The 25,550-nt window shown below is 71.1% G+C and carries 2 protein-coding genes (1 of these 2 only partly in view); both read right to left on the reverse strand.

Features of this window, described 5'->3' with window-relative positions:
- Positions 1 to 18,165 (reverse strand): non-ribosomal peptide synthase/polyketide synthase, encoded by an 18,165-nt coding sequence (locus tag PSQ21_RS06295; RefSeq protein WP_274029409.1) that lies wholly within the window; start codon positions 18,163 to 18,165, stop codon positions 1 to 3.
- Positions 18,162 to 25,550, reverse strand: the end of a protein-coding gene (locus PSQ21_RS06300; protein WP_337961668.1) for an amino acid adenylation domain-containing protein. 9,792 nt of this gene lie beyond the right edge of the window; 7,389 of the gene's 17,181 nt are visible here — the last part of the coding sequence; its start codon lies off the right edge, out of view — the gene reads right to left on this strand; its stop codon occupies positions 18,162 to 18,164. Before PSQ21_RS06300 ends, PSQ21_RS06295 begins: the two co-directional genes overlap by 4 nt.

Consider the following 25,550-nt stretch of genomic DNA (forward strand, 5'->3'; position numbering starts at 1 on the left):
TCAGCCCGCCGAACGGAGCGCGTCGGTCAGGACCGCAGCGATCCGCTCCAGGGCCTGCGGCTGGGTCATGTGGTCGTGCTCGCAGTCCAGGAGGTGCTCCTCGACCCGGCCCTTCACATGTGCGTCCCACTGACGGGCCAGCGCCGCCGGGTCGTCCTTCCCGCGCGCGGCGACGAAGACGTGCACATCGCCTTCGTACGAGCCGAGGGTGACGCCCGGCAGGATGCGGGCGAAGTTCTCGCCCACATCGGCGAGCGCCACGATGTGCCGCTCCTCCAGGCCCGCGAGGGCGCTGTCCCCGCGCTGCAGCAGCGCCATGACGGAGCTGTACGTGAGCGGTTCGTCGCCGAGCTCCGCCCGGTCCAGGCCGAGGAACTGGAGCAGAGCGCCGAGCACGTCCTGCTTCCTGGACTCGGGGTCCTGATCCTCCTGTGCCTCCCGCTGCTGCTCTTCCTGCGTGTCCTGCCCGTCCTGCTGAGCCGGATACACATCGAGCATCGCGAGCAGCCGCACCTCGTCGCCCGCGTCCTGCAGCGCGGTGGCGATCAGGTGGGAGACGATCCCGCCGAGCGACCAGCCGAGCAGGTGGTACGGGCCCGACGGCTGCACCGAACGGATCTGCGCCAGGTAGTCCTCGGCCAACTCCTGCATGCTGCCGGGGAGTTGATCGTCCTGTCGGGCGAGCCCGCGCGCCTGCAGCGCGTACACGGGCTGGTCCGACGGCAGATGGCGCAGCAGCCCCGAGTAGGTCCAGCCGATGCCCGCGCCCGGGTGGACGCAGAACAGCGGCGGCCTGGAGCCGTGCGGGCGCAGCGGCAGCAGCACGTCCAGTGGGTCCTGCTCCATCCCGCCGCCGAGCCGCTCGGCGAACGCCCGTACGTTCGGCGCCTCCATCAGCGCCCGGATGCTGACCTTCGCCCCCAGCGTCGAACGGACCCTGCCGATCAGCCTGGTGGCGATCAGCGAGTCACCGCCGAGCTCGAAGAAGCCGTCCTCGGCGCCGACCCGCTCCAGGCCGAGCACCTCGGCGAAGAGCCCGCACAGCACCTCCTCGGTCGGGGTGCGCGGCGCCCCGCCGTCGGCGGTGGCCGCCGTCCCGGGCTCGGGCAGCGCCCTGCGGTCCAGCTTTCCGTTCGGCGTCAGGGGCAGCGCGTCCAGCACCACCACCGCCGCGGGCACCATGTACCCGGGCAGCCCCACCGCCACCCGCCGACGCAGCGCGGCGGCGTCGGGCCCCGGTCCGTCGCCCGCCGCGGCCACCACGTAGGCGACCAGCCGCTTCTGTCCCGGCTCGCCCTCCCTGGCGACGACCGCGGCCTGCGCGACCTCGGGCAGTGCGGTGAACGCGGCCTCGATCTCGCCGAGTTCGATGCGGAACCCGCGGACCTTGACCTGCCCGTCGGCCCGCCCGACGTACCGCAGCTGGCCGTCCTCCTCCCACCGCACCAGGTCACCCGTGCGGTACATACGGGAGCCCGCGGAACCGTACGGGTCGGCGACGAACCGCTCGGCGGTCAGTCCCGGCCTGTTCCAGTAGCCCCGGGCCAGCCCCGGCCCCGCGACGTACAGCTCGCCGACCGCGCCCGCGGGCACGGGACGCAGCTCCGGGCCCAGCACGTACACGGTGGTGTCGGGCAGCGGCAGGCCGATGGGCGGCGCCTGGGTGCCGGACACCGGCCAGGTGATCGTCGCGGCCACGGTGGTCTCGGTCGGTCCGTACCCGTTGACCAGCAGCCGGCCCGGCGACCAGGTGGCCACCAGGTCGCCGGTGCACACGTCACCGCCGATGACCAGTCCGCGCAGGTCGGGCAGGTCCGCTTCGGGCGCGCCGGCCAGTGCGGCGGGCGGCAGCGAGGCATGGGTGATGGCGTGGTCGGCCAGCACGTCGACGAGCGTCTCGCCCGCCAGCGGCCCCTCCGGCGGCACGACGAGCGTCGCACCGGCCAGCAGCGACAGGGTCAGCTCCAGCACGGAGGCGTCGAAGCTCGGCGAGGCGAACTGCAGCACCCTGCTGCCAGGGCCCACCCGCACGCGCTCGCGCAGCCCGGCGGCCAGGGCCGCCACGCCGGTGTGTGTGACCACGACGCCCTTGGGGCGGCCGGTCGAACCCGAGGTGTAGATGACGTACGCGGGTGAGTCGAGCGACGCGTCACCGCGCCGTTCGTCCGCGGACAGGCCGTCCCCGGACAGCGCGAGGATCTCCGCCGCCGTCGCGGGCTCGTCCAGGACGAGCCTGGGCAGCGGGCCGCCCGGCAGCCCGTCCGCCCGGGCCGCCGATGTCACCAGCAGCGCCGGGCACACGTCGTCGAGCATGAACGCCACCCGCTCGGCCGGGTACTCCGGGTCCACCGGCACGTACGCGGCCCCGGTCTTCGCCACCGCGAGCGACGCGACGACCATGTCCGCGCCGCGGGGCAGCGCGAGGGCCACGAACCGCTCGGGCGCCGCGCCGTCGGCGATCAGGCGCCTGGCGAGCCGGTTGGCGCGGGCGTCGAGCTCCGCGTACGAGAGCACGGTGCCGGCACTGTCCAGCGCGGGTGCCTGCGGATCCGCCGCCACCCGGGCCTCGAAGAGCGCGGCGAGCGTGCCGGGTTCGACCTCCCGCGCGTCGTTCCCGGTGGCTTCGGCGAACCGCTCACGCTCCCGCTCGTTGAGGACGTCCAGCTCGGCCAGCGGCAGTCGAGGCCGCTCGACGAGGGTCTCGAAGAGCGCGAGCAGCCGCTGCGGCAGCTCCTCGGCCAGCCCGGCGGGCAGCGCGTCGGGACGGTAGCCGAGCTTGAGGCGCAGGCGGGTCCCGGACATCATCGCGGCGATGCTCAGCGGGTAGTGCGTGCCGTCCTGCGTTCCGGTGCCCGCGATGCCGACCTCGCCGTCGGCGACCGGCAGCGCATCGGGCTCGGCCGGGTAGTTCTCGAACACCGTCACGGTGTCGAAGAGCTCCCCCAGACCGGCCAGCCGCTGCACATCGGCCAGGCCGAGCCACTGGTGGGCGATCAGGCCCGCCTGCTGGTCCTGGAGCGTGCCGAGAAGATCGGCCAGGGTCCCCGCCGGGTCCAGCCGCACCCGCACGGGGAGGGTGTTGATGAACAGGCCGACCATGCTCTCGATGCCCGGGATCTCCGGCGGGCGTCCGGCGACGGTGCCGCCGAACACCACGTCCTGACGGCCCGTCAGCCTGCCGAGAAGCACGGCCCAGACGCCCTGCACCACGGTGTTGAGGGTCACCCCGAGGCCGCGTGCGGCCGCGGTGAGGGCCGCCGTCAGCTCGTCGGTCAGCTCGACCGAGAGCTCCCGCGCCGGTGCCTCCTGACCGGGTACGCCGGGCAGGCCCAGCAGGGTCGGCTCGTCGAGCCCTGTGAGCACCTCGCTCCAGGCCCGCCGTGCCACGTCACCGTCCTGCCCGGCCAGCCACTCCAGGTAGTCGCGGTACGGAGTCGGCCTGGGCAGGCCCGCGTCGTCGCCGCCCTGCGCGTACAGCGCGGCGAGCTCGCCCATCAGGACGGGCACGGACCAGCCGTCCATCAGGATGTGGTGGTTGGTCAGGACGAAACGGTAGCGGTCGGCGGCCGTGCGGATCAGGGCGAACCTCAGCAGCGGCGGCGCCGTGAGATCGAACCTGCGGGCCCTGTCCCGCGCCATGAACAGCGCGAGCTCCCGCTCGGACTCCTCCGGTGCGAGACCGCTGAGGTCCGCCTCGTACCAGTCCGCTTCGGCCTCGGCGGGCACGACCTGCACCGGCTGCCCGAGCCCCTCGCCCCAGAACGCGGCGGTGAGGTTGGGGTGGCGGCGCAGCAGCGTCCCGGCCGCGGCCCGCAGGGCCGCCGCGTCGACGGCGCCCCGCAGATCGAGCGTGAGCTGGACCGTGTAGTGATCGGCGTCGCCCTCATCGTACTGGGCGTGGTAGAGCAGTCCCTCCTGGAGCGGCGCGAGGGGAAGCACATCGGCCGGCCTCGGCCACGTCTCCTCGATCCGGTCGATCTCGCCCTGGGAGAGCGGGACCAGCGGCAGGTCGGACGGGGTGCGGCCACCGGCGCCCGGCTGTGCGGTGTGCGTGGCGACGGCTTCGAGGCCGTGCGCCCACGCCTCACCCAGCTCCCGCACGTCCTGCTCGCCGAGCAGTTCGCCCGGCCAGGTGAGGGTGGCCACCAGACGCGGCCCCTGGGCGTAGTCCTCGGCGAGGACATTGATCTCCAGCGGGTGCGCCAGCGGCATGTCGGGCCCGCTGCCGCCCGCCGCGCCGTCGGCGAGCTCCACGACCGTACGGTCGCCGTCCTCCGGGGCCGCCAGGTCGAGCGGGAAGCGGCCGAGGTAGTTGAAGGCGATCTGCGGGTCGGCGAGGTCCGCCAGCTCCGCCGCCGTCTCCGGGTTGAGGTGGCGCAGCAGTCCGTAGCCGAGCCCGTGGTCGGGCGCGGCGCGCAGCTGCTCCTTGATCCGCTTCAGCGCGTCGCCCGCGGCCCGTCCGCCGGTACGCGCCGCGGACAGGTCGAGCCCGCCGAGGTCGAGCCGCACCGGGTGCATGCTGGTGAACCAGCCGACCGTGCGGGACAGGTCGACACCGTCGACGACCTCCTCGCGGCCGTGGCCCTCCACCGTGACGAGCAGCCGGTCGGCCGCGGTGCCGCGGCGCTCCCGCCACTGGGCGACGGCGAGCGCGAGGCCGGTGAGCAGCACGTCGTTGGGGCCCGCGTGGAACGCCGTCGGGACCGCGGACAGCAGGCGCGCGGACAGTTCGAGGGGCAGGCTCACCCTGATCGCCTTCGCGGTGCCCGCGACATCGCGCTTCCGGTCGATCGGGCGGTCGGCGAAGCGCGGTTCCGCCCCTTCGAGCACGGAGCGCCACAGGGGCAGTTCCGCCACGCGTTCCGGGGTGTGCGCGAGCTCCGTCAGCTGCTCGGACCAGCGCCTGAGCGAGGTGCCGACCGGGTCGAGCACGGGCGTGCGGCCCGCGTCGAGCGCCTCCCACACGGTCTTCAGGTCCGGCATCAGGATGCGCCAGGACACCCCGTCCACGACCAGGTGGTGCAGGACGAGGACGAGCTGGCTCCCCCCGTCGGGGCCCGCGTCCAGGAGGACGGCCTGGAGCATGACGCCGTTCTCCGGGTCGAGCCTGAGTTTGGCCGCCTCGCGCTGGGCGACGGCCAGGTCCCGCAGCGCGTCCTCGTCGAGGCCCGCCGCCGGCACCCGGCTGACGCACGCCCGCGCGTCCACCGCGCCCCGCGGCCGGACCTCCAGCGACCAGTGCGCCGCGCCGTCGGCCCCCTCGGCTTCCTCCCGTACGAGCGTCAGCCGCAGCGCGTCATGGTGGTCGAGCAGCGTCTGGACGACGGCGGCCAGGTGCGCGGGGTCGCTGCCCTCGGGGACGGCCACCTGCATCGACTGGTTGAACGCGTCGACGGGGCCGCCCACCTGGCGCAGCCAGTGCACGACGGGGGTGAGCCGGACCGGCCCGACGCCGTTGTCGGGGAGTGCCCGCCGCGCTTCGTCGGCCTCGCTGGCCACAGCGGCCAGTGCCTCGACCGTACGGTGCCTGAAGACGTCACGCGGGGTGAGGGAGAGGCCGTCCCTGCGGGCCCTGCTGACCAGTTGGATGGAGATGATGCTGTCCCCGCCCAGGTCGAAGAAGCTGTCGTCGATGCCGACCGTCTCCAGACCGAGCACCTCGGCGAAGAGCCGGCGCAGGGTCTCCTCGCGCGGGGTGCGCGGGGCGCGTCCCGAGGACTCGGCGGCGAAGTCCGGTGCGGGCAGGGCCCTGCGGTCCAGCTTTCCGTTGGCCGTCAGCGGCAGCGCGTCCAGCACGACGAAGGCGGCCGGGACCATGTAGTCGGGGAGCAGGTCCGCGACATGGGACCGCAGGTCGGCGGCGAGCGGTTGCCGTCCCGGCTGCGGGACCACGTAGCCCACGACGCGCTTGTCCCCCGGCCGGTCCTGGCGCACCACGACGGCCGCCTGGGCGACCTGCGGGTGCCGGGCCACGACGGACTCGATCTCACCGGGCTCGATGCGGAAGCCGCGTACCTTCACCTGGTCGTCGGCGCGGCCGAGGAAGACGATGTCCCCCGCCCGGTCGCGGCGGACCAGGTCGCCCGTGCGGTACATGCGGGAACCGGCGGGACCGTAGGGGTCGGCGACGAAGCGTTCCGCGGTGACGCCGGGCCGCTGCCAGTAGCCACGGGCCAGTCCCGCGCCCGCGATGTACAGCTCGCCGGACGAGCCGACGGGCAGCCGGCCCAGCCCCTCGTCCAGGACGTACAGCCGCATGTTGTCCAGCGGCCGGCCGATCGGGACGAGGTCGGGCACGGGCCGGTCGGGACGCAGCACGTGGTGGGAGGCGAACGTGGTGGTCTCGGTCGGCCCGTAGCCGTCGACGATCACCAGATCGGGGCAGCTCTCCCTGACCCGGCGCACGGCGGCGGCCGGGACCACGTCGCCGCCGGTCCACACCTCGCGCACCCCGGCGAGGGCACCGGGGGCCTCCTCCGCGAGGACCCGGAAGAGGCCCGCGGTCAGCCAGACTCCGCTGACCCGGTGTTCGGCGATGGTGCGGGCCAGAACGGGCACGTCCAGGTCGCCGGGCGGCGCCACGACCACCTCGCCGCCGGACAGCAGCGGCACCCACAGTTCGTAGGTCGAGGCGTCGAAGGCCTGCGGCGAGTGCAGCAGCACCCGGGTGTGGGCGCCGTTCGAGAAGGCCCGGTCGTGGGCCAGGTGCAGCACGTCGCGGTGGCGGACGGCGACGCCCTTGGGCGCCCCCGTGGAACCGGAGGTGTACATGATGTAGGCGAGCCGGTCGGGGGCTCCGGGGGCCGCGGGGTCGGGCAGCGGCCACGCGGCCGCCGCTTCGGATCCGGCGAACTCCTCGGCCCGCGGGTCCTGTTCGTCGACACGCAGGACCCGGGCGGCGCAGTCGAACTGCCCGGTCCACGACTCCGCGTCGGTGAGCAGGGCGACCGCGCCGGTCTCCCTGACCATCTGATCGAGGCGAGCCGAGGGTGCACGGCCGTCCAACGGTACGTACACACCACCGGCCTTGAGCACGGCGAGCTGGGACACGACCAGCTCGGGCGAGCGGCGCTGGAGCAGGGCGACCCGTCCCTCGGCCGGCAGCCCGGCGGCGAGGAGCCTGCGGGCGAGCGCGTCGGCGCGTGCGTCGAGCTCGGCGTAGGTCAGCTGTCCCTCGCCGCTGCTGACGGCGACCGCCGCTGGGTTGCGGAGCACCTGGGCGGCGAACCTGCCGTGCACGGACTCGGCGGCCTCGGGGACGTCGAAGGCCGTGTCGTTCCACTGGTGCAGCGCGTGGTGCTCGTCCGCTTCGAGCAGGTCGATGCGGCCGATCGCCCGGCCGGGCTCGGCGACGGCCGCGGTCAGCAGCCGGGTCAGTCGGTTCGCGAGCGCGGTGGCCGTGGCCGGGTCGAACAGGTCGAGGGCGAACTCCAGGTGCCCCTCGATTCCGGCCGCGGCGCCGTCCTGCCCGTACTCCTCGAAGAAGCTGAAGGAGATGTCGAACTTGGCCCCCTCGATGCCTACTTGGTGCTGTTCGAGGCACAGGCCGGGCAGCTCGGCCGAGACTCCGCCGGTGTTCTGCAGCGTCAGCATCACCTGGAAGAGCGGGTGTCTGGCCAGTGACCGTGACGGGTCGATGACCTCGACGAGGCGCTCGAACGGCACGTCCTGGTGGGCGTAGGCGGCGAGGTCGCTGTCGCGGACCCTGCGCAGCAGGTCCTCGAAGGTCGGGTCGCCCGAGGTGTCGGTGCGCAGGACGAGGGTGTTGACGAAGAACCCGATCAGATCGTCGAGCGCCTCGTCGGTACGGCCCGCGATGGCCGTACCGATCGGGATGTCCTGTCCCGCGCCGAGGCGCGACAGCAGCGCCGACAGTCCGGCCTGCAGCACCATGAAGACACTGGATCCGCTGGTACGGGCCGTCTCCAGCACCTTCGCGTGGAGGTCGGACTCCAGGCGGAAGGACACGCGTCCGCTGCGTCCCGAACTCTCCGCGGGGCGGGGGCGGTCGACGGGCAGGGAGAGTTCTTCGGGGAGGCCGGCGAGGTTCTCGGTCCAGTAGGCGAGCTGCTGGGAGATGGGGCTGTGCGGGTCCTCCTCGGAGCCCAGCACCTGCTGCTGCCAGAGCGTGTAGTCCGCGTACTGCACCGGCAGCGGCTCCCACTCCGGCACCCCGCCGGCCCGCCGCGCCGCATAGGCGTCGGCCAGGTCCCGGGCGAGGGGGGCCATCGACCAGCCGTCACCCGCGATGTGGTGCAGCACCAGGAGCAGGACGTGCTCCCGCTCACCCAGCTCGAACAGATGCGCCCGCAGAGGCAGCTCGACCGCGAGGTCGTACCCGGACGCGGCACCTTCCGCCAGCAGTGCGTCCAGTTCGGACGCTTCGGCCGTGCGGATGTTCACCTTCGGCGTGGCGGTCGCGGGGTCGAGCACGACCTGGTGGGGGACGCCGTCGGTCTCGGGGAAGACGGTGCGCAGGCTCTCGTGGCGGGTCACCAGGTCGGCGATGGACGCCTGCAGCGCCGCACGGTCCAGCTCACCGGTCAGACGCATCGCGATGGGCAGGTTGTAGGCAGCGCTCTGCCCGTCGAAGCGGTTGATGAACCAGAGCCGGCGCTGCGCGAACGACAGCGGGACCAGCTCGGGCCGCTCCACCGGCCCCAGCGCCGCCCGCACCCGGTCGGTCGCCCCCGACAGACGCTCCGCCAGACCCGCGACCGTCGGCGCCTCGAAGACGGTACGGATCGCCAGCTCGACACCCAGCACCGAACGGATCCGGCTCATCAGCCGCGTCGCCAGCAGCGAGTGACCACCCAGATCGAAGAAACTGTCATCGGCTCCGACATCGGTGACGCCCAGCACCTCGGCGAAGAGACCGCACAGGATCTCCTCCTGAGGCGTCCGCGCCGCCCGGCCCGTGGAAGGGGACGAGAAGTCCGGTACGGGGAGTGCTTTGCGGTCGAGTTTGCCGTTCGGCGTCAGCGGCAGCGCCTCCAGCACCACCACCGCCGAGGGCACCATGTACTCCGGCAACGACCGGCCCACGAACGCCCGCAACTCAGCCACATCCGGCACCACACCCGCCACCGGAACCACATACGCCACCAGCCGCTTGGCCCCCGGCCGGTCCTCCCGGGCCAGCACCGACACCTGCGCCACCGACGCATGCCCCGACAACACCGACTCGATCTCACCCAGCTCGATCCGGAAACCCCGGACCTTCACCTGATGATCAACCCGGCCCACAAAATCGAGCTGCCCATCCGCACCCCACCGCACCACATCACCCGTGCGATACATACGAGACCCGGCAACACCGAACGGATCAGCCACAAACCGATCAGCAGTCATACCCGGACGACCCAGATAACCACGAGCCAAACCCTCACCCGCGATATACAACTCACCCGCAACACCCACAGGAACCGGACGCAAACCACCATCCAGCACATACACCCGGGTATTACGAATCGGCGAACCCACCGAAGGAGCACCAACCCGCTCCCCCAGAACCCCCGCAGTCGACCAGATCGTCGTCTCCGTAGGCCCGTAAAGATTCACCACCCCGGAACCAAGACCCCGCATGGCGTCACCCAGCACACCCGGCAACGCCTCACCACCCACCAGCATCCGCAACCCACGCACACCATCCGGCACATGAGCCACCAACGCCTGCCACAACGACGGCGTCCCCTGCATCACCGTCACACCCGAACCCACCACCAAACCAGCCAGCGCCCACGGATCAGCCACCACATCCTTCGACGCCAACACCACACCCGCACCAGAGACCAACGGCAAATACAACTCCAGCCCCGCAATATCAAACGCGACCGTCGTCACCGCCAGCAACCGATCCGAACCACCCAACGGGAACAACACACCCATCCCCGCCAGGAAATTCTCCAGACCACCCCGAGGCACCACCACACCCTTCGGACGACCCGTCGAACCCGACGTATAAATCACATACGCCGCATCAGCCGCGACCAACCCCGCAACACCAACCGGATCACCATCACCCTGACCGGCCAGAGCCTCCACCACACCCGGCGAATCGAGCACAAGACGCTCAACCCCCGCCCCGGCAGCCGGCTCCACCAACAACCCGCCAGAAGTGATCAACAACACCGGACGCGCGTCATCGAGCACATAACCAATCCGCTCCTGCGGATGATCCGGATCAATCGGCACATACGCCGCACCCGACTTGAACACCGCGAGCAACGCCACCACCAACTCCACCGACCGAGGCAGAGCCACACCCACAAGATCACCACGACCGACACCCCGACCCGTCAGCAGCCGGGCAAGACGGTTGACACGCGCATTCAGCTCCGCATACGAAACCTCAACACCGTCGAAGACCACCGCCACCCGATCGGGAACCAGCGCCACCTGCGCCTCGAACCGCTCCACAACCGAACCCGGCACCTCACCGGCACCCGTGTCGTTCCACCCCTCCAGCACCCGCTCACGCTCACCGGCCGCCAGCACATCCAACTCACCCACCCGACACCTCGGCCGCGCCACCGCCTGATCCAGCAAGCGGATGAAGCGCTGGGCGATGCCCTCGACCGTCTCGGCGTCGAAGAGGTCGAGACTGAACTCCAGGTCGGCCAGGAGGCCGGCCGGTGAGCCGTCCTCGTCGCGCTTCTCGGCGAAACTGAAGGAGAGGTCGAAGCGCGCGGTGTCCAGACCGATCGGCTGTGCGCCTGCCTGCAGGCCCGCCAGTTCCCAGTCGGATGCGGAGACGGCCTGCAGTCCGAGGGACACCTGGAAGAGCGGGTGCCTGGAGAGCGACCGCGCCGGGTTGACCACCTCGACGAGCCGCTCGAACGGCACGTCCTGGTGGGCGTAGGCGGCGAGGTCGCTGTCGCGGACCCTGCGCAGCAGGTCCTCGAAGGTCGGGTCGCCCGAGGTGTCGGTGCGCAGGACGAGGGTGTTGACGAAGAACCCGATCAGATCGTCGAGCGCCTCGTCGGTACGGCCCGCGATGGCCGTACCGATCGGGATGTCGTCTCCTGCGCCCAACTTGCTGAGCAGCGCCGCGAGTCCGGCCTGGAGCACCATGAAGACGCTGGACCGGTGCTCGCCCGCGAGGTCGTTGACCGCGCGGTGCAGGTCGGCGTCGAGCGAGAAGGCGACGCGCCCGCCACGCCCGCCGGCGACGGCGGGGCGGGGGCGGTCGACGGGCAGGGAGAGTTCTTCGGGGAGGCCGGCGAGGTTCTCGGTCCAGTACGCGAGCTGCTGGGAGATCGGGCTGTGCGGGTCCTCCTCGGAGCCCAGCACCTGCTGCTGCCAGAGCGTGTAGTCCGCGTACTGCACCGGCAGCGGCTCCCACTCCGGCGCCCCGCCGGCCCGCCGCGCCGCATAGGCGTCGGCCAGGTCCCGGGCGAGGGGGGCCATCGACCAGCCGTCACCCGCGATGTGGTGCAGCACCAGGAGCAGGACGTGCTCCCGCTCACCCAGCTCGAACAGATGCGCCCGCAGAGGCAGCTCGACCGCGAGGTCCATGGCGACCCGGACGGCCGCGGACAGCGCGTCGTCCAGCTCGTCCTCGCTCGTCCGGACGGTGTCGAGCCCGATCTCCACCGCGGTGGGGTCGAGCACGACCTGGTGGGGGACGCCGTCGGAGTCGGGGAAGACGGTGCGCAGGCTCTCGTGCCGGGTCACCAGGTCGGCGAGAGCCGCCTGCAGCGCCGCACGGTCCAGCTCACCGGTCAGACGCATCGCGATGGGCAGGTTGTAGGCAGCGCTCTGCCCGTCGAAGCGGTTGATGAACCAGAGCCGGCGCTGCGCGAACGACAGCGGGACCAGCTCGGGCCGCTCCATCGGCCCCAGCGCCGCCCGCACCCGGTCGGTCGCCCCCGACAGACGCTCCGCGAGACCCGCGACCGTCGGCGCCTCGAAGACGGTACGGATCGCCAGCTCGACACCCAGCACCGAACGGATCCGGCTCATCAGCCGCGTCGCCAGCAGCGAGTGACCACCCAGATCGAAGAAACTGTCGTCGATGCCCACCGACGGCAGGTCGAGAACCTCGGCGAAGAGCGCGCACAGCTCGCGCTCCTGCTCGTTCCTCGGCTCCCTGCTCGCCTCGACAGGTCCCATGTCCGGTACGGGGAGTGCTTTGCGGTCGAGTTTGCCGTTCGGCGTCAGCGGCAGCGCCTCCAGCACCACCACCGCCGAGGGCACCATGTACTCCGGCAACGACCGGCCCACGAACGCCCGCAACTCAGCCACATCCGGCACCACACCCGCCACCGGAACCACATACGCCACCAGCCGCTTGGCCCCCGGCCGGTCCTCCCGGGCCAGCACCGACACCTGCGCCACCGACGCATGCCCCGACAACACCGACTCGATCTCACCCAGCTCGATCCGGAAACCCCGGACCTTCACCTGATGATCAACCCGGCCCACAAAATCGAGCTGCCCATCCGCACCCCACCGCACCACATCACCCGTGCGATACATACGAGACCCGGCAACACCGAACGGATCAGCCACAAACCGATCAGCAGTCATACCCGGACGACCCAGATAACCACGAGCCAAACCCTCACCCGCGATATACAACTCACCCGCAACACCCACAGGAACCGGACGCAAACCACCATCCAGCACATACACCCGGGTATTACGAATCGGCGAACCCACCGAAGGAGCACCAACCCGCTCCCCCAGAACCCCCGCAGTCGACCAGATCGTCGTCTCCGTAGGCCCGTAAAGATTCACCACCGCAGAACCAAGACCCCGCATGGCGTCACCCAGCACACCCGGCAACGCCTCACCACCCACCAGCATCCGCAACCCACGCACACCATCCGGCACATGAGCCACCAACGCCTGCCACAACGACGGCGTCCCCTGCATCACCGTCACACCCGAACCCACCACCAAACCAGCCAGCGCCCACGGATCAGCCACCACATCCTTCGACGCCAACACCACACCCGCACCAGAGACCAACGGCAAATACAACTCCAGCCCCGCAATATCAAACGCGACCGTCGTCACCGCCAGCAACCGATCCGAACCACCCAACGGGAACAACACACCCATCCCCGCCAGGAAATTCTCCAGACCACCCCGAGGCACCACCACACCCTTCGGACGACCCGTCGAACCCGACGTATAAATCACATACGCCGCATCAGCCGCGACCAACCCCGCAACACCAACCGGATCACCATCACCCTGACCGGCCAGAGCCTCCACCACACCCGGCGAATCGAGCACAAGACGCTCAACCCCCGCCCCGGCAGCCGGCTCCACCAACAACCCGCCAGAAGTGATCAACAACACCGGACGCGCGTCATCGAGCACATAACCAATCCGCTCCTGCGGATGATCCGGATCGATCGGCACATACGCCGCACCCGACTTGAACACCGCGAGCAACGCCACCACCAACTCCACCGACCGAGGCAGAGCCACACCCACAAGATCACCACGACCGACACCCCGACCCGTCAGCAGCCGGGCAAGACGGTTGACACGCGCATTCAGCTCCGCATACGAAACCTCAACACCGTCGAAGACCACCGCCACCCGATCGGGAACCAGCGCCACCTGCGCCTCGAACCGCTCCACAACCGAACCCGGCACCTCACCGGCACCCGTGTCGTTCCACCCCTCCAGCACCCGCTCACGCTCACCGGCCGCCAGCACATCCAACTCACCCACCCGACACCTCGGCCGCGCCACCGCCTGATCCAGCAAGCGTTCGAGCCTGTCGACCAGCCCCTGGACCGTCTCCATGTCGAAGAGGTCGAGACTGAACTCCAGGTCGCCGCGGAGGCCGGCCGGCGCGCCGTGCTCATCGCGCTCCTCGGCGAAACCGAAGGAGAGGTCGAAGCGCGCGGTGCCGAGTCCGACCCGCTCGGGGGCGATGCTCAGCCCGGGGAGCTCGACCGAGTAGCCGGCGACGTTCTGCACGTTGAGCGCCACCTGGAACAGCGGGTGCCTGGAGAGCGACCGCGCCGGGTTGACCACCTCGACGAGCCGCTCGAACGGCACGTCCTGGTGGGCGTAGGCGGCCAGTCCCGCGTCCCGCACCCGGCCGACGAGCTCGCGGAAGGTGGGGTCGCCCGAGGTGTCGGTGCGCAGCACGAGCATGTTCACGAAGAAGCCGACGAGCTCGTCGACCGCGTCGTCGGTGCGGCCCGCGATGATGCTGCCGACCGGCACGTCCGTGCCCGCGCCCAACTTGCTGAGCAGCGCCGCGAGTCCGGCCTGGAGCACCATGTAGAGGCTGGCCTGGTTCTCCCGGGCCACGGCGATGATCTTGCTGTGGAGCTCGGGGCTGAACCGGAAGTAGTACATGTCGCCGCGGTAGCTGGACTCGGCGGGGCGGGGCCGGTCCGTCGGCAGGCTCAGCTCCTCGGGAAGGTCGGCGAGGTGCTCCTTCCAGTAGGCGAGCTGCTGGGAGATGGGGCTGTGCGGGTCCTCCTCGGAGCCCAGCACCTGCTGCTGCCACAGGGCGTAGTCCGCGTACTGCACCGGCAGCGGCGCCCAGTCCGGCGCCCCGCCGGCCCGCCGCGCCGCGTAGGCGGAGGTGAAGTCGTGGGCGAGGGGGGCCATCGACCAGCCGTCACCCGCGATGTGGTGCAGCGAGAGCAGCAGGACGTGTTCCCGCGGCCCGATCGCGAACAGATAGACGTGGAGCGGCGGTTCGACGGTGAGGTCCATGCCGCGCTGGACGGCTTCGGACAGCACGTCCTGGAGCTGCTCCTCCGTGGTGTCGATGATGTCGACGACGGGCCGGGCGGCGACCGGGTCGAGCACGACCTGGTGGGGGACGCCGTCGGTCTCGGGGAAGACGGTGCGCAGGCTCTCGTGCCGGGTCACCAGGTCGGCGAGAGCCGCCTGCAGCGCCGCACGGTCCAGGTCGCCGGTGAGCCGCATGGCCAGCGGCATGTTGTACGTGGCGCTCTGGCCGTCGAAGCGGTTGATGAACCAGAGCCGGCGCTGGGAGAAGGAGAGCGGGATCCGCTCGGGCCGCTCCATGGGTTCGAGGGCGGGACGGGCGGGCCGCGTCTCGCTCGTCGCCTCGCTCATGCGCGCGGCGAGCCCCGCGACGGTCGGCTCCTCGAAGACGGCGCGGATCTGCAGCTCGGTGCCGAAGACCGAACGTACCCGGCTGACCAGACGGGTGGCGAGCAGCGAATGGCCGCCCAGGTCGAAGAAGTTGTCGTCGATGCCGACGCCGGGGACGCCGAGGACCTCGACGAACAGGCTGCACAGGATCTCTTCCTGGGGCGTGCGCGCGGTGCGGCCCGCGGACTCCAGGACGAAGTCGGGCGCGGGCAGGGCCTTGCGGTCGAGCTTGCCGTTGTGGGTCAGCGGCAGTACGTCCAGTTCGACGAAGGCGGCGGGCACCATGTACTCGGGGAGCGCGGCGGCGACCTGGTCGCGCAGCTCGCCGGTGTCGGCCGACTGTCCTGCCTGCGGGGTCACGTAGGCGACGAGCCGCTTGTCGCCGGGGCGGTCCTCGCGGACGATGACGGCGGCCTGGGCGACGGCGGCGTGCGCGGCGATGACCGCCTCGATCTCACCGAGCTCGATGCGGAAGCCGCGTACCTTCACCTGGTCGTCGGCGCGGCCGATGAACTCGACGGAGCCTTCGGCGGTGTGACGCACGAGGTCGCCCGCGCGGTACATGCGGCTGCCCGTGGGGCCGTACGGGTCGGCGACGAACCGTTCGGCGGTCAGGCCGGGACGGCCCAGATAGCCGCGCGCGAGCCCTTCGCCCGCGATGTAGAGCTCTCCCACGACCCCGGCGGGAACAGGGCGCAGCCCGCTGTCGAGGATGTAGACGCGCATGTTGTCCAGCGGGGTCCCGATGGGGATCTGCGCGGGCAGTTCGTCCACGGACTCGATGCGGTGACGGGTGGCGAAGGTGGTGGTCTCGGTCGGTCCGTAGCCGTCCACGACGACCGTGCCCGGGCAGGTCTCCATGACGCGGCGCACGGCCTCGGCGGGGACGACGTCGCCGCCGGTCCAGACCTCCTGGACGTCGGCGAAGCAGCCCGGGGACTCCTCGGCGGTGAGCCTGAAGAGACCCGCGGTCATCCACAGACCGGTGACGCCGTTCTCCTTGACGACCCGCTCCAGGGTCGCGATGTCGAGGTCGCCGGGCGGCGCCACGATGGTCCTGCCGCCGTTGAGGAGCGGCACCCACAGTTCGTAGGTGGAGGCGTCGAAGGCCTGCGGTGAGTGCACCAGCACCCGCTCGTGCGCCCCGCCGCGGAAGGAGCGGTCGTAGGCGAGGGCCAGCACATCGCGATGGGTGACGGCCGTGCCCTTGGGGATGCCCGAAGAACCGGACGTGTACATGATGTAGGCGAGCTGCTCGGGGTGCGCCGTGACGTCGGGGGCGGTGTCCGGCAGGCCCCGGGTGACGTCGTCCTCGCCGACGACGAGGGCCTGTGCCCCGTGGGTCAGCTCCTTGCCCTTGAGGGAGGTGTCGGTGAGCAGTACCGTCGCGCCGGTCTCCTCGAGCACCCGCTCCAGGCGCGAGCGGGGCGCCCGTGCGTCCAGGGGCACATAGGCGCCGCCCGCCTTGAGCACGGCGAGGGTGGAGACGACCAGGTCGGCGGAGCGCTCCTGGAGCACGGCGACGGGGGACTCGGCGGTGACGCCGAGCCCGATGAGCCGGTGTGCGAGACGGTTGGCGCGCGCGTCGAGCTGCGCGTACGTCAGCTCGCCCTCCCCCGAGACGAGGGCGACGGCGTCGGGGGTCGCCGCGGCCTGCTCGGCGAAGCGCCGCTCGATGCCGCCGGCGAGCCTCGGCTCGTCGGTGCGGGTGTCGTTCCACTCCTCGACGAGCCGGTGGCGCTCGGCGTCGCCCAGCAGGTCGAGCCGGGCGACCGGCAGCCCGGGCTGGGCCACGAGCGTGCTCAGTGCCTGCACCAGCCGGTCCAGCATGGTCTGCACCTGGTCCCGGCCGAACAGGTCCGGGCGGTACGTCAGGCGCAGGTGGAGCTGCTTGCCGGGGATGGCGAAGAAGGTGAGGGGATAGTGGCTGGCATCGGTGCCGTCGGTCGCGACGACCCGCAGGTCGGTGCCGGGGATCACGGCGGCGCCCTCGGCCACGGGGTAGTTCTCGAAGACCGTGAGAGTGTCGAAGAGCTCACCCTGCCCCGCGAGGTTCTGCACGTCGGAGAGGCCGAGGTGGTGGTGCGGCAGCAGCCGGGTCTGCTCCTGCCGCAGCCGGGTCACCAGACCGATCAGCGACTCCGCGGGCCGCAGCCCGACGCGGACGGGCAGTGTGTTGAGGAAGAGGCCCACCATGTTCTCGACGCCGCGGATCTCCGGCGGTCGGCCCGAGACCGTCGCGCCGAAGGTGACGTCGGTGCTTCCGGTGAGCCTGCTGAGCAGCACGGCCCAGGCGCCCTGCACCAGGGTGTTGAGGGTCAGCCCGTGGCCGCGGGCGAGCCGCGAGAGCGCCGAGGTGGCGTCCTCGGAGAGGTCGGCGTGCACCCGGTCGGGGGTGCCGGTGGCCGGGCCGGGGTCGGCGGGACCGAGCAGCGTCGGACCCTCCAGGCCGTCCATCGCCTCGCGCCAGGCCGCCTCGGCCGCCGGCTTGTCGCGCTTGGCGAGCCAGGCGAGGTAGTTGCGGTACGGGGTGACGGGGGGCAGCACGGACAGGTCGCCGCCCGATGCGTACAGCGTGAAGAGCTCACGCATCAGCAGCGGTATGGACCAGCCGTCCAGCAGGATGTGGTGGTTCGTCAGGATCAGCCGGTGCAGATCGGGGGCGAGCCGCAGCACCACGAAGCGCAGCAGCGGAGGCCGGGAGAGGTCGAAGCGGTGGTGGCGCTCCGCGTCGGCGATGCGCACCGCCTCGGCCTGCGCCGCGTCCTCGTCCAGCTCCGTGAGGTCGGTCTCCCGCCAGGGCAGGCGCACGGTCGAGGGGACGATCTGAAGCGGCTTGACGAGCTTCTCGTGCCGGAACCCGACGCGCAGGTTGGCGTGTCTGCGCAGCACGGCGTCGGCCGCCGTGCGCAGGGTCGCCGTGTCCAGGGTGCCGCGCAGGTCGATGGAGAGCTGCGTGGTGTAGAGGTCGGGCCCCTGCGCGTCGTAGAGGGCGTGGAAGAGCAGGCCCTCCTGCAGCGGCGTCAGCGGCAGGACTGCCTCGATGTCGGACTTGCTCATGCGTCTGCCCCCAGGTCGTCGTCGTCGAGGAAGTCGAGGTCCGTGCCGGAGAGACCGGACAGGGAGAGATCGACGGAGTCCTCGGATACGCGTTCTTCCGCTTCGGTGTGCGCGGCGTCCGCCACGTCGATGTGGCGCGCCACCGCGGCCAGTTCCTCGACGGTCTTGGCGGCGAAGACGTCCTGCGCCGTGATGTCGAGCCCGGCTTCCCGGGCCCTGCTGACCAGTTGGATCGAGATGATGCTGTCGCCGCCCAGCTCGAAGAAGTTCCCGTCGGCGCCGACCTGCGCCAGTCCGAGCACTTCGGCGAAGACTCCGCAGAGCACCTTCTCCTCGCGTGTGCGGGGCGGCCTTCCCACCGCCTCCGCCCCGAAGTCGGGTGCGGGCAGCGCCTTGCGGTCGAGCTTTCCGTTGGGTGTGACGGGCAGGGCGTCCAGGGTGATGAGCGCCGCGGGCACCATGTACTCGGGGAGGCGCTCGCCCAGATAGGTGCGGAGCGAGCGGACGAGGCCGCTCACCGCGCGGGACACCGCGGGCGCGTTCGTGTACGAGGTGAGCGGGGCGCCTGTCGCGGTGGCCGGCACGTAGGGCTCCGCGAGCGGCTGTGCCGCCCCGGGATCGGTGAACACGACGTCCAGGTCTTCGACCGACCCGGCGTTCCAGGTGATGTCCACGTGGAGGCCGAGCTCGGCGCCCAGCGCGTGGAACTCCTCCGGGTCCAGGTCGCCGGGGAGCGCCCGTCCGCCGTTGTAGACGGCGAGCACCGCGTCGATCGACTCGCCCGCCTCCAGGGCCCCGGCCGCGGCGATCTCCCGCGCCAGCCGCCCGTTGGGCACCCCGCTGACGCGCAGTCGCGCGGGCCTGAGCCCGGCGAGGCGGTCGGCGAGCGCGGCCGGGTCGGCCACGTCCGTGCCCCAGTGCACCACCGGGACGTCGGCCGCGGACTGCCGCGCGGCCGACTCCGCGTCCGCCGCGTCCTTGCGGAGCACCACGTCGTAGCGGTGCCGGCTCAGCTCGTTGTGGTGGGCGGCCCGCTTGAGGTGGATGCCGGCGGCCGCCAGCTCGTCGATGACTCCGTGCAGGGCGGGGAAGAGCTCCGGGTCGACCAGGAGTTCCTTCTCCAGCAGGACGCTCTGCTCGATGCTCCCGCGCAGGGTCGCCGTGTTCTGCGGCACTTCCTGGGCGCCGGTCCTGACGGCGGTCTGGAAGAGCTTCTGCGACGAGAGGTTGCGCAGGTCGCCGAGGAAGACGGCGCCGCCGGGCACGATCAGCGCCATCGCCCGGCGGATCACGTCCACCAGGTAGTCGGCGCCGGGGAAGTACTGGGCGACGGAGTTGACCACGACCAGGTCGAAGAAGTCCGCGGGCAGCCCCTCCGTCTCGTGGGCGGCGCTGGTGCGCAGCTCGACCTTGTCGCGCACGTCCTCGGCGCGGGCGACCTGGGCGCTCAGCTCCGCGATGGCCTCCGCCGAGAAGTCGGTGCCCCAGTAGGCCTCCACGTGCGGGGCGACCTTGGCGAGGATCAGGCCGCTGCCGACGCCGAGTTCCAGTACGCGCCGGGGCTTCAGGGACAGGATCCGCTCGACGGTGGCGTCACGCCACTCGCGCATCTCCTCCAGCGGGATGGGACCGCCGTCGTAACTGCTGTTCCAGCCGTCGAAGTTCTCGCCGAAGGCCGCGGGGCCCGATTCGCCGTACTCCGCCTCGAAGATGGCCTGCCAGTCGCCGACCTGGGTCTCCTCGTGGGACTCGTCGCGGCCGTCCCCGCCGCTCGGCACGATGTAGCCCACGAGCTGCCGCTCGCCCGGCCGGTCCTCGCGGGCCAGCACGGCGGCCTGCGCCACCTCGGGGTGGCCCGCGAGCAGGGACTCGATCTCACCCAGCTCGATCCGGAAGCCGCGCACCTTGACCTGCTCGTCGGCGCGGCCCGCGAAGTCCAGCTGCCCGTCGGGCAGCCAGCGCGCCAGGTCGCCCGTGCGGTACATCCGGGTGCCCGGCGGCCCGAACGGGTCGGCGGAGAACCGGCTCGCGGTCAGGTCGGGGCGGCCCAGATAGCCGCGGGCCAGGTGCACCCCGGCCACGTAGAGCTCGCCGACCACGCCGGGGGCGACCGGACGCAGACCGCTGTCCAGCACGTACACCCGGGTGTTGGCCATCGGGCGGCCGATCGGCGGGGTCCGCTCACCGGTGAGCGCCTCGCTCATCGTGGCGCAGACAGTCGCCTCGCTCGGACCGTACGAGTTGATCATGCGGCGGCCCTGTGCCCACGTGGCGACCAGCTCACGCGAGCTGGCCTCGCCCGCCACCGACAGGTTGGTGACGGAGGGCAGGCTGTCGGGCTGCATGGCCGAGAGGGCCACCGGCGGCAGCGTCACATGGGTGACACCGCGCTCGGCGATCAGCTCGGCCAGCGGTGCGCCGGGGCGCAGCCGCTCGGAGGGGGCCATCACCAGGGTGGCTCCGGACAGCAGGCCCATGCATATCTCCCAGAACGCCCCGTCGAAGCTGGACGAGAAGAACTGCAGGACCTTGGAGCCCGGCCCCACGTCGAACTTCTCGACCTGCGCCGCCGAGAGGTTGGCGACGCCCGCGTGGGAGACCAGCACGCCCTTGGGCCGGCCGGTCGAGCCGGAGGTGTAGATGACGTAGGCGGCGCTCTGCGGTGCGGGCGGGCCGGCGACGACGGTCGCTTCCGGCACCTCCGTGGCCGACGCGTCGTCCAGGAGCAGCCTGGGCACACCTTCGGTCTCGGGGAGCCTGGCCGCCGTCGCGGTGTCGGTGACCAGCAGGGCGGGGGCGGCGTCCTGGAGCATGTACGTGATGCGCCCGGCCGGGTAGCCCGGGTCCACGGCCAGGTAGGCGGCGCCCGCCTTGAAGATGGCGAGTACCGCGGTCACCAGCTCGGTGGAGCGCGGCAGCGACAGCGCCACGACGCACTCGGGGCCCACCCCGTGCGCGACCAGGCGGCGCGCCAGTCCGTCGGCGCGCGCGTCCAGCTGGGCGTAGCTCAGGACGGTGCCCTCGCACTCCAGGGCGGGTGCGTCGGGGGTTTTCGCCACCTGGGCGGCGAACAGCTGCGGCACGGTGGCGGGGGCCACGTCGGCCGCGGTGTTGTTCCACTCCTCGATCACTTGCCGCCGTTCGGCGTGCTCCAGGATGTCGATCCGGTCGATGGGCCGGCCGGGGTCGGCGATGACCGACGTCAGTACGCGCTCCAGGCGCCGTGCCATGCCCTCGATCGTGTCGCGGTCGAAGAGGTCGGAGCTGTACTCGATGAACCCGTACAGGCCGTCGGACTCGCCGTCGTCGCCGTACCGCTCGCGGAAGCTGAACAGCAGGTCGAGGCGGGCGACCTTCATCTCCACCTGGTGGCGCGTGGCCTTGAGGCCGGGCAGGTCCCACTCGTCCAGGTCGTTGTTCTCCATGCCCATGGCGATCTGGAACAGCGGGTTGCGGTTGGTCGCCCGGTCCGGGTTGAGGACCTCGACGAGGCGCTCGAAGGGCATGTCCTGGTGGGCGTAGGCGGCCAGGTCCGTGGAGCGCACCCGGGCCAGCAGCTCCCGGAAGTCGGGGTTGCCCGAGGTGTCGGTGCGCAGCACCAGGGTGTTGACGAAGAAGCCGACCAGATCGGTGAGCGCTTCGTCGGTGCGGCCCGCGATGGCGGTGCCGATCGGGATGTCCCCGCCCGCGCCGAGCCTGCTGAGCAGGGTGGCGAGGCCGGCCTGGAGCACCATGAAGAGGCTGGCGCCGTTCTCCCGGGCAAGGGCGGTGAGACCGCGGTGCACGTCCGGGTCCATCCGGAAGATGATCGACCCGCCTTCGAAGGTGGACGACTCGGGCCGCTGCCGGTCCGCGGGGATGTCCAGCTGGTCGGGCAGGTCGGCCAGTTGCCGGCTCCAGTAGGCGAGCTGGCGGGAGATGACGCTGTCCGCGTCGTTCTCGTCGCCGAGCGTCTCGTGCTGCCAGAGCGAGTAGTCCGCGTACTGGACCGGCAGCGCCGACCACTGCGGGGCCCCGCCGCGGCAGCGCGCCGCGTAGGCGGTGCACACGTCGTCGGCGAGCGGGCCCATCGACCAGCCGTCGCCCGCGATGTGGTGGAGCAGCAGCAGCAGGACGTGCTCGTCGGCGGAGACGGAGAACAGGTGGGCGCGCAGCGGCGGCAGGTGCTCCAGGTCGAAGCCCTGGTGCGACTGAGCGGCGAGCGCGGCGGCGAGCCCCTCTTCGGTGACCTCGGAGACGATCAGCTCGGGGGTCGCGTCCGCGACGTCCTTGACGAGCTGCCTCGGCACGCCACCGATCTCCGGGAAGACCGTGCGCAGCGTCTCGTGCCTGGCCACCAGGTCGCCGAGGGCGGCCTGCAGGGCCGCCCGGTCGAGCGTGCCGGAGAGCCGGACCGCGATGGGCATGTTGTACGTGGAGCTCTGGTTGTCGTAGCGGTTGATGAACCAGAGCCGGCGCTGGGCGTACGACAGCGGGATCTCGTCCGGCCGCGCCACCTTGCGCAGTGTGCTGCGGGAGCTGCGGGCGACGAGCACCTGGCGGGCGAGGTCGGCCGGGGTCGGCTCCTCGAAGAGGCTGCGGATCGGCACCTCGACCTCGAAGACGGACCGCACCCGGCTGACCAGCTTGGTGGCGAGCAGCGAGTGACCGCCGAGGTCGAAGAAGTTCGCGTCGGCCGCGACGCTCTCCAGCCCCAGCACCTCCGCGAACAACCCACACAGAATCTCTTCCTGCGGACTCCGCGGAGCCCTGCCCCCCACCACCCGATCCACCTCGGGAACCGGCAACGCCCGACGATCCAGCTTCCCGTTCGCCGTCAAGGGCAACCCGTCCAACACCACGAACGCCGCCGGAACCATGTAATCCGGCAACACCCCCGCCACATCACCCCGCAACACACCCACATCGACCGACCCACCCGACACCGGCACCACATACGCCACCAGACGCCGATCCCCAGGCCGATCCTCACGCACCACCACAGCCGCCCGACCCACCGACGACTGCCCCTCCAACACCGCCTCCACCTCACCAAGCTCAATCCGGAAACCCCGGACCTTCACCTGATCATCAGAACGCCCCACATACTCCAACGACCCATCAGCCAACCGCCGCGCCACATCCCCCGTCCGATACATCCGCGAACCAGGAACACCGAACGGATCAGCCACAAACCGCTCAGCCGACAGACCAGGCCGCTTCAAATACCCCCGCGCCAACCCAGCACCCGACACATACAACTCACCCGCAACACCCACCAACGCAGGCCGCAACGACGAATCCAGAACATAAACCCCAAGATCCGGAATCGCCTCACCAATCAAACTCCCCGCACCCGACCCCGCACCCACCCCATCCAACGCCACATACGTCACATGCACCGTCGTCTCAGTAATCCCATACATATTCACCAACACCGGCGCCACATCCCCATGACGCCCGAACCACCCCCCAAGACGCCGCACATCCAACGCCTCACCACCGAACACCACCCGACGCAACACCAACCCGGCCCCCACACCAGGAGACTCAACATCAGCCTGCATCAACTGATAAAACGCCGACGGCGTCTGATTCAGCACCGTCACCCGCTCACGAACCAACAACTCCAAAAAATCACCAGGCGAACGACTCACCTCATGACCCACCACAACCAACCGCCCGCCCGACAACAACGGACCCCACAACTCCCACACCGAAAAATCAAACGCATACGAATGAAACAACGTCCACACATCATCCGGACCAAACCCGAACCACGGACCCGTCGCCTCAAACAAACGCACCACATTCCGATGCGGCACCACCACACCCTTCGGCCGCCCCGTCGAACCCGACGTATAAATCACATACGCCGGCGAATCCCCCCACACCCGAGGCAACACCACACCAGCACCAGCACCAGCACCAGCACCAGCACCAGCCGGAAGATCATCGACAAACACCACCCCCGGCACCACACCCCGCACCTCAGCACCCAACCCCGCCCACACACCCGACGACGTCACCACCAAGGACGGACCCGCATCCCCCACCACGAACGCCAAACGCTCCGACGGATACGCCGGATCCAACGGCACATACGCCGCACCCGACTTCACCACCGCCAACAACGCCACCACCAGATCGACCGACCGCTCCAGCGCCACCCCCACAAAACCCTCAGGACCAGCACCACGACCCACCAACACACCCGCCAGCACCGACGCACGCGCATCCAACTCCGCATACGTCAACCGCTCATCACCACACACCACAGCCACCGCACCCGGCGACCGCACCACCTGCTCAGCGAACAACTCACCCAACGACACCCCACCCCCCACCACCACAGGCAGGGAGATCTCGGTCTCGATTCCGTCCGGCGCGCCGTTGACGCGGCCGACGGGCAGCCCGGGAGCCTCGACGACCTGCCGCAGCAGGCCCAGCAGATGGGCGCCCGTGTGCTCGGCGTCCCGGCGCGTGACCAGGTCGGGCCGGTAGTCCAGGGAGAGTTCGAGACGGTTCCCCGGGATGACCACGAGGGACATCGTGTAGTGCGTGGCGTTGCGCATCTCCACGTCGGCGACCGAGAGTCCGGTGCCGGGGAGCTCCAGTACGTCCGGGTCCAGCGGGTAGTTCTCGAACACGGCCAGCGTGTCGAAGAGTTCGCCCTGGCCCGCGAGCCTCTGCACCTCGGTCAGACCGAGGTGGTGGTGCGCCATCAGCTCGGTCTGCTCGGCCTGGACGCGGGCGAGCAGGGTGAGCACCGGCTCCGCGGGGTCCAGGGTGACGCGGACCGGCAGGGTGTTGATGAAGAGGCCCACCATGGACTCGAAGCCGTCGAGTTCGGCGGGGCGGCCCGATACGGTCGCGCCGAAGACGACGTCGTCCTTGCCGGTCCTGCGGCCGAGCAGCATCGCCCACAGGCCCTGGACCACGGTGTTCACCGTGAGTCCGTTGCGCCGGGCGGTGTCGGCCAGCCGCGCGGTCAGCTCCTCCGGCACCTCGACGGTGACCCGGTCGGGCACGGTCGCGGGCCGGCCAGCCGCGTCGGGGGCCAGGAGCGTCGGCTCGGCGATCCCGTCGAGCGCCTGCCGCCAGGCCTCCTGGGCCGCGGCGCGGTCCTGCTCCGTGAGCCAGGCCAGATAGTCGCGGTACGGGCGTACGGCGGGCAGGCCCTCGGCCCCTTCGTGCTGCCCGTACAGGGCGAACAGCTCCCGCACGAGCAGCGGCGTGGACCAGCCGTCGAGCAGGATGTGGTGGTTGGTGATCGCCAGACGGCTCCGCTCGGCCCCGAGCCGCAGCAGGGTGAAGCGGATCAGCGGAGGCGCCGACAGGTCGAAACGGCGGGCGCGGTCCTCGTCGAGGATGCGCTCCTGCTCGGCGTCGCGTGCCGCGTCGTC

This window comes from Streptomyces sp. MMBL 11-1 (assembly GCF_028622875.1).
Classification (GTDB): Bacteria; Actinomycetota; Actinomycetes; order Streptomycetales; family Streptomycetaceae; genus Streptomyces.

Coding starts and splice junctions, on each gene's coding strand:
- PSQ21_RS06295 (WP_274029409.1), bottom strand. CDS start 18,165: ATGAGCAAGTCCGACATCGAGGCAGTCCTGCCGCTGACGCCGCTGCAG.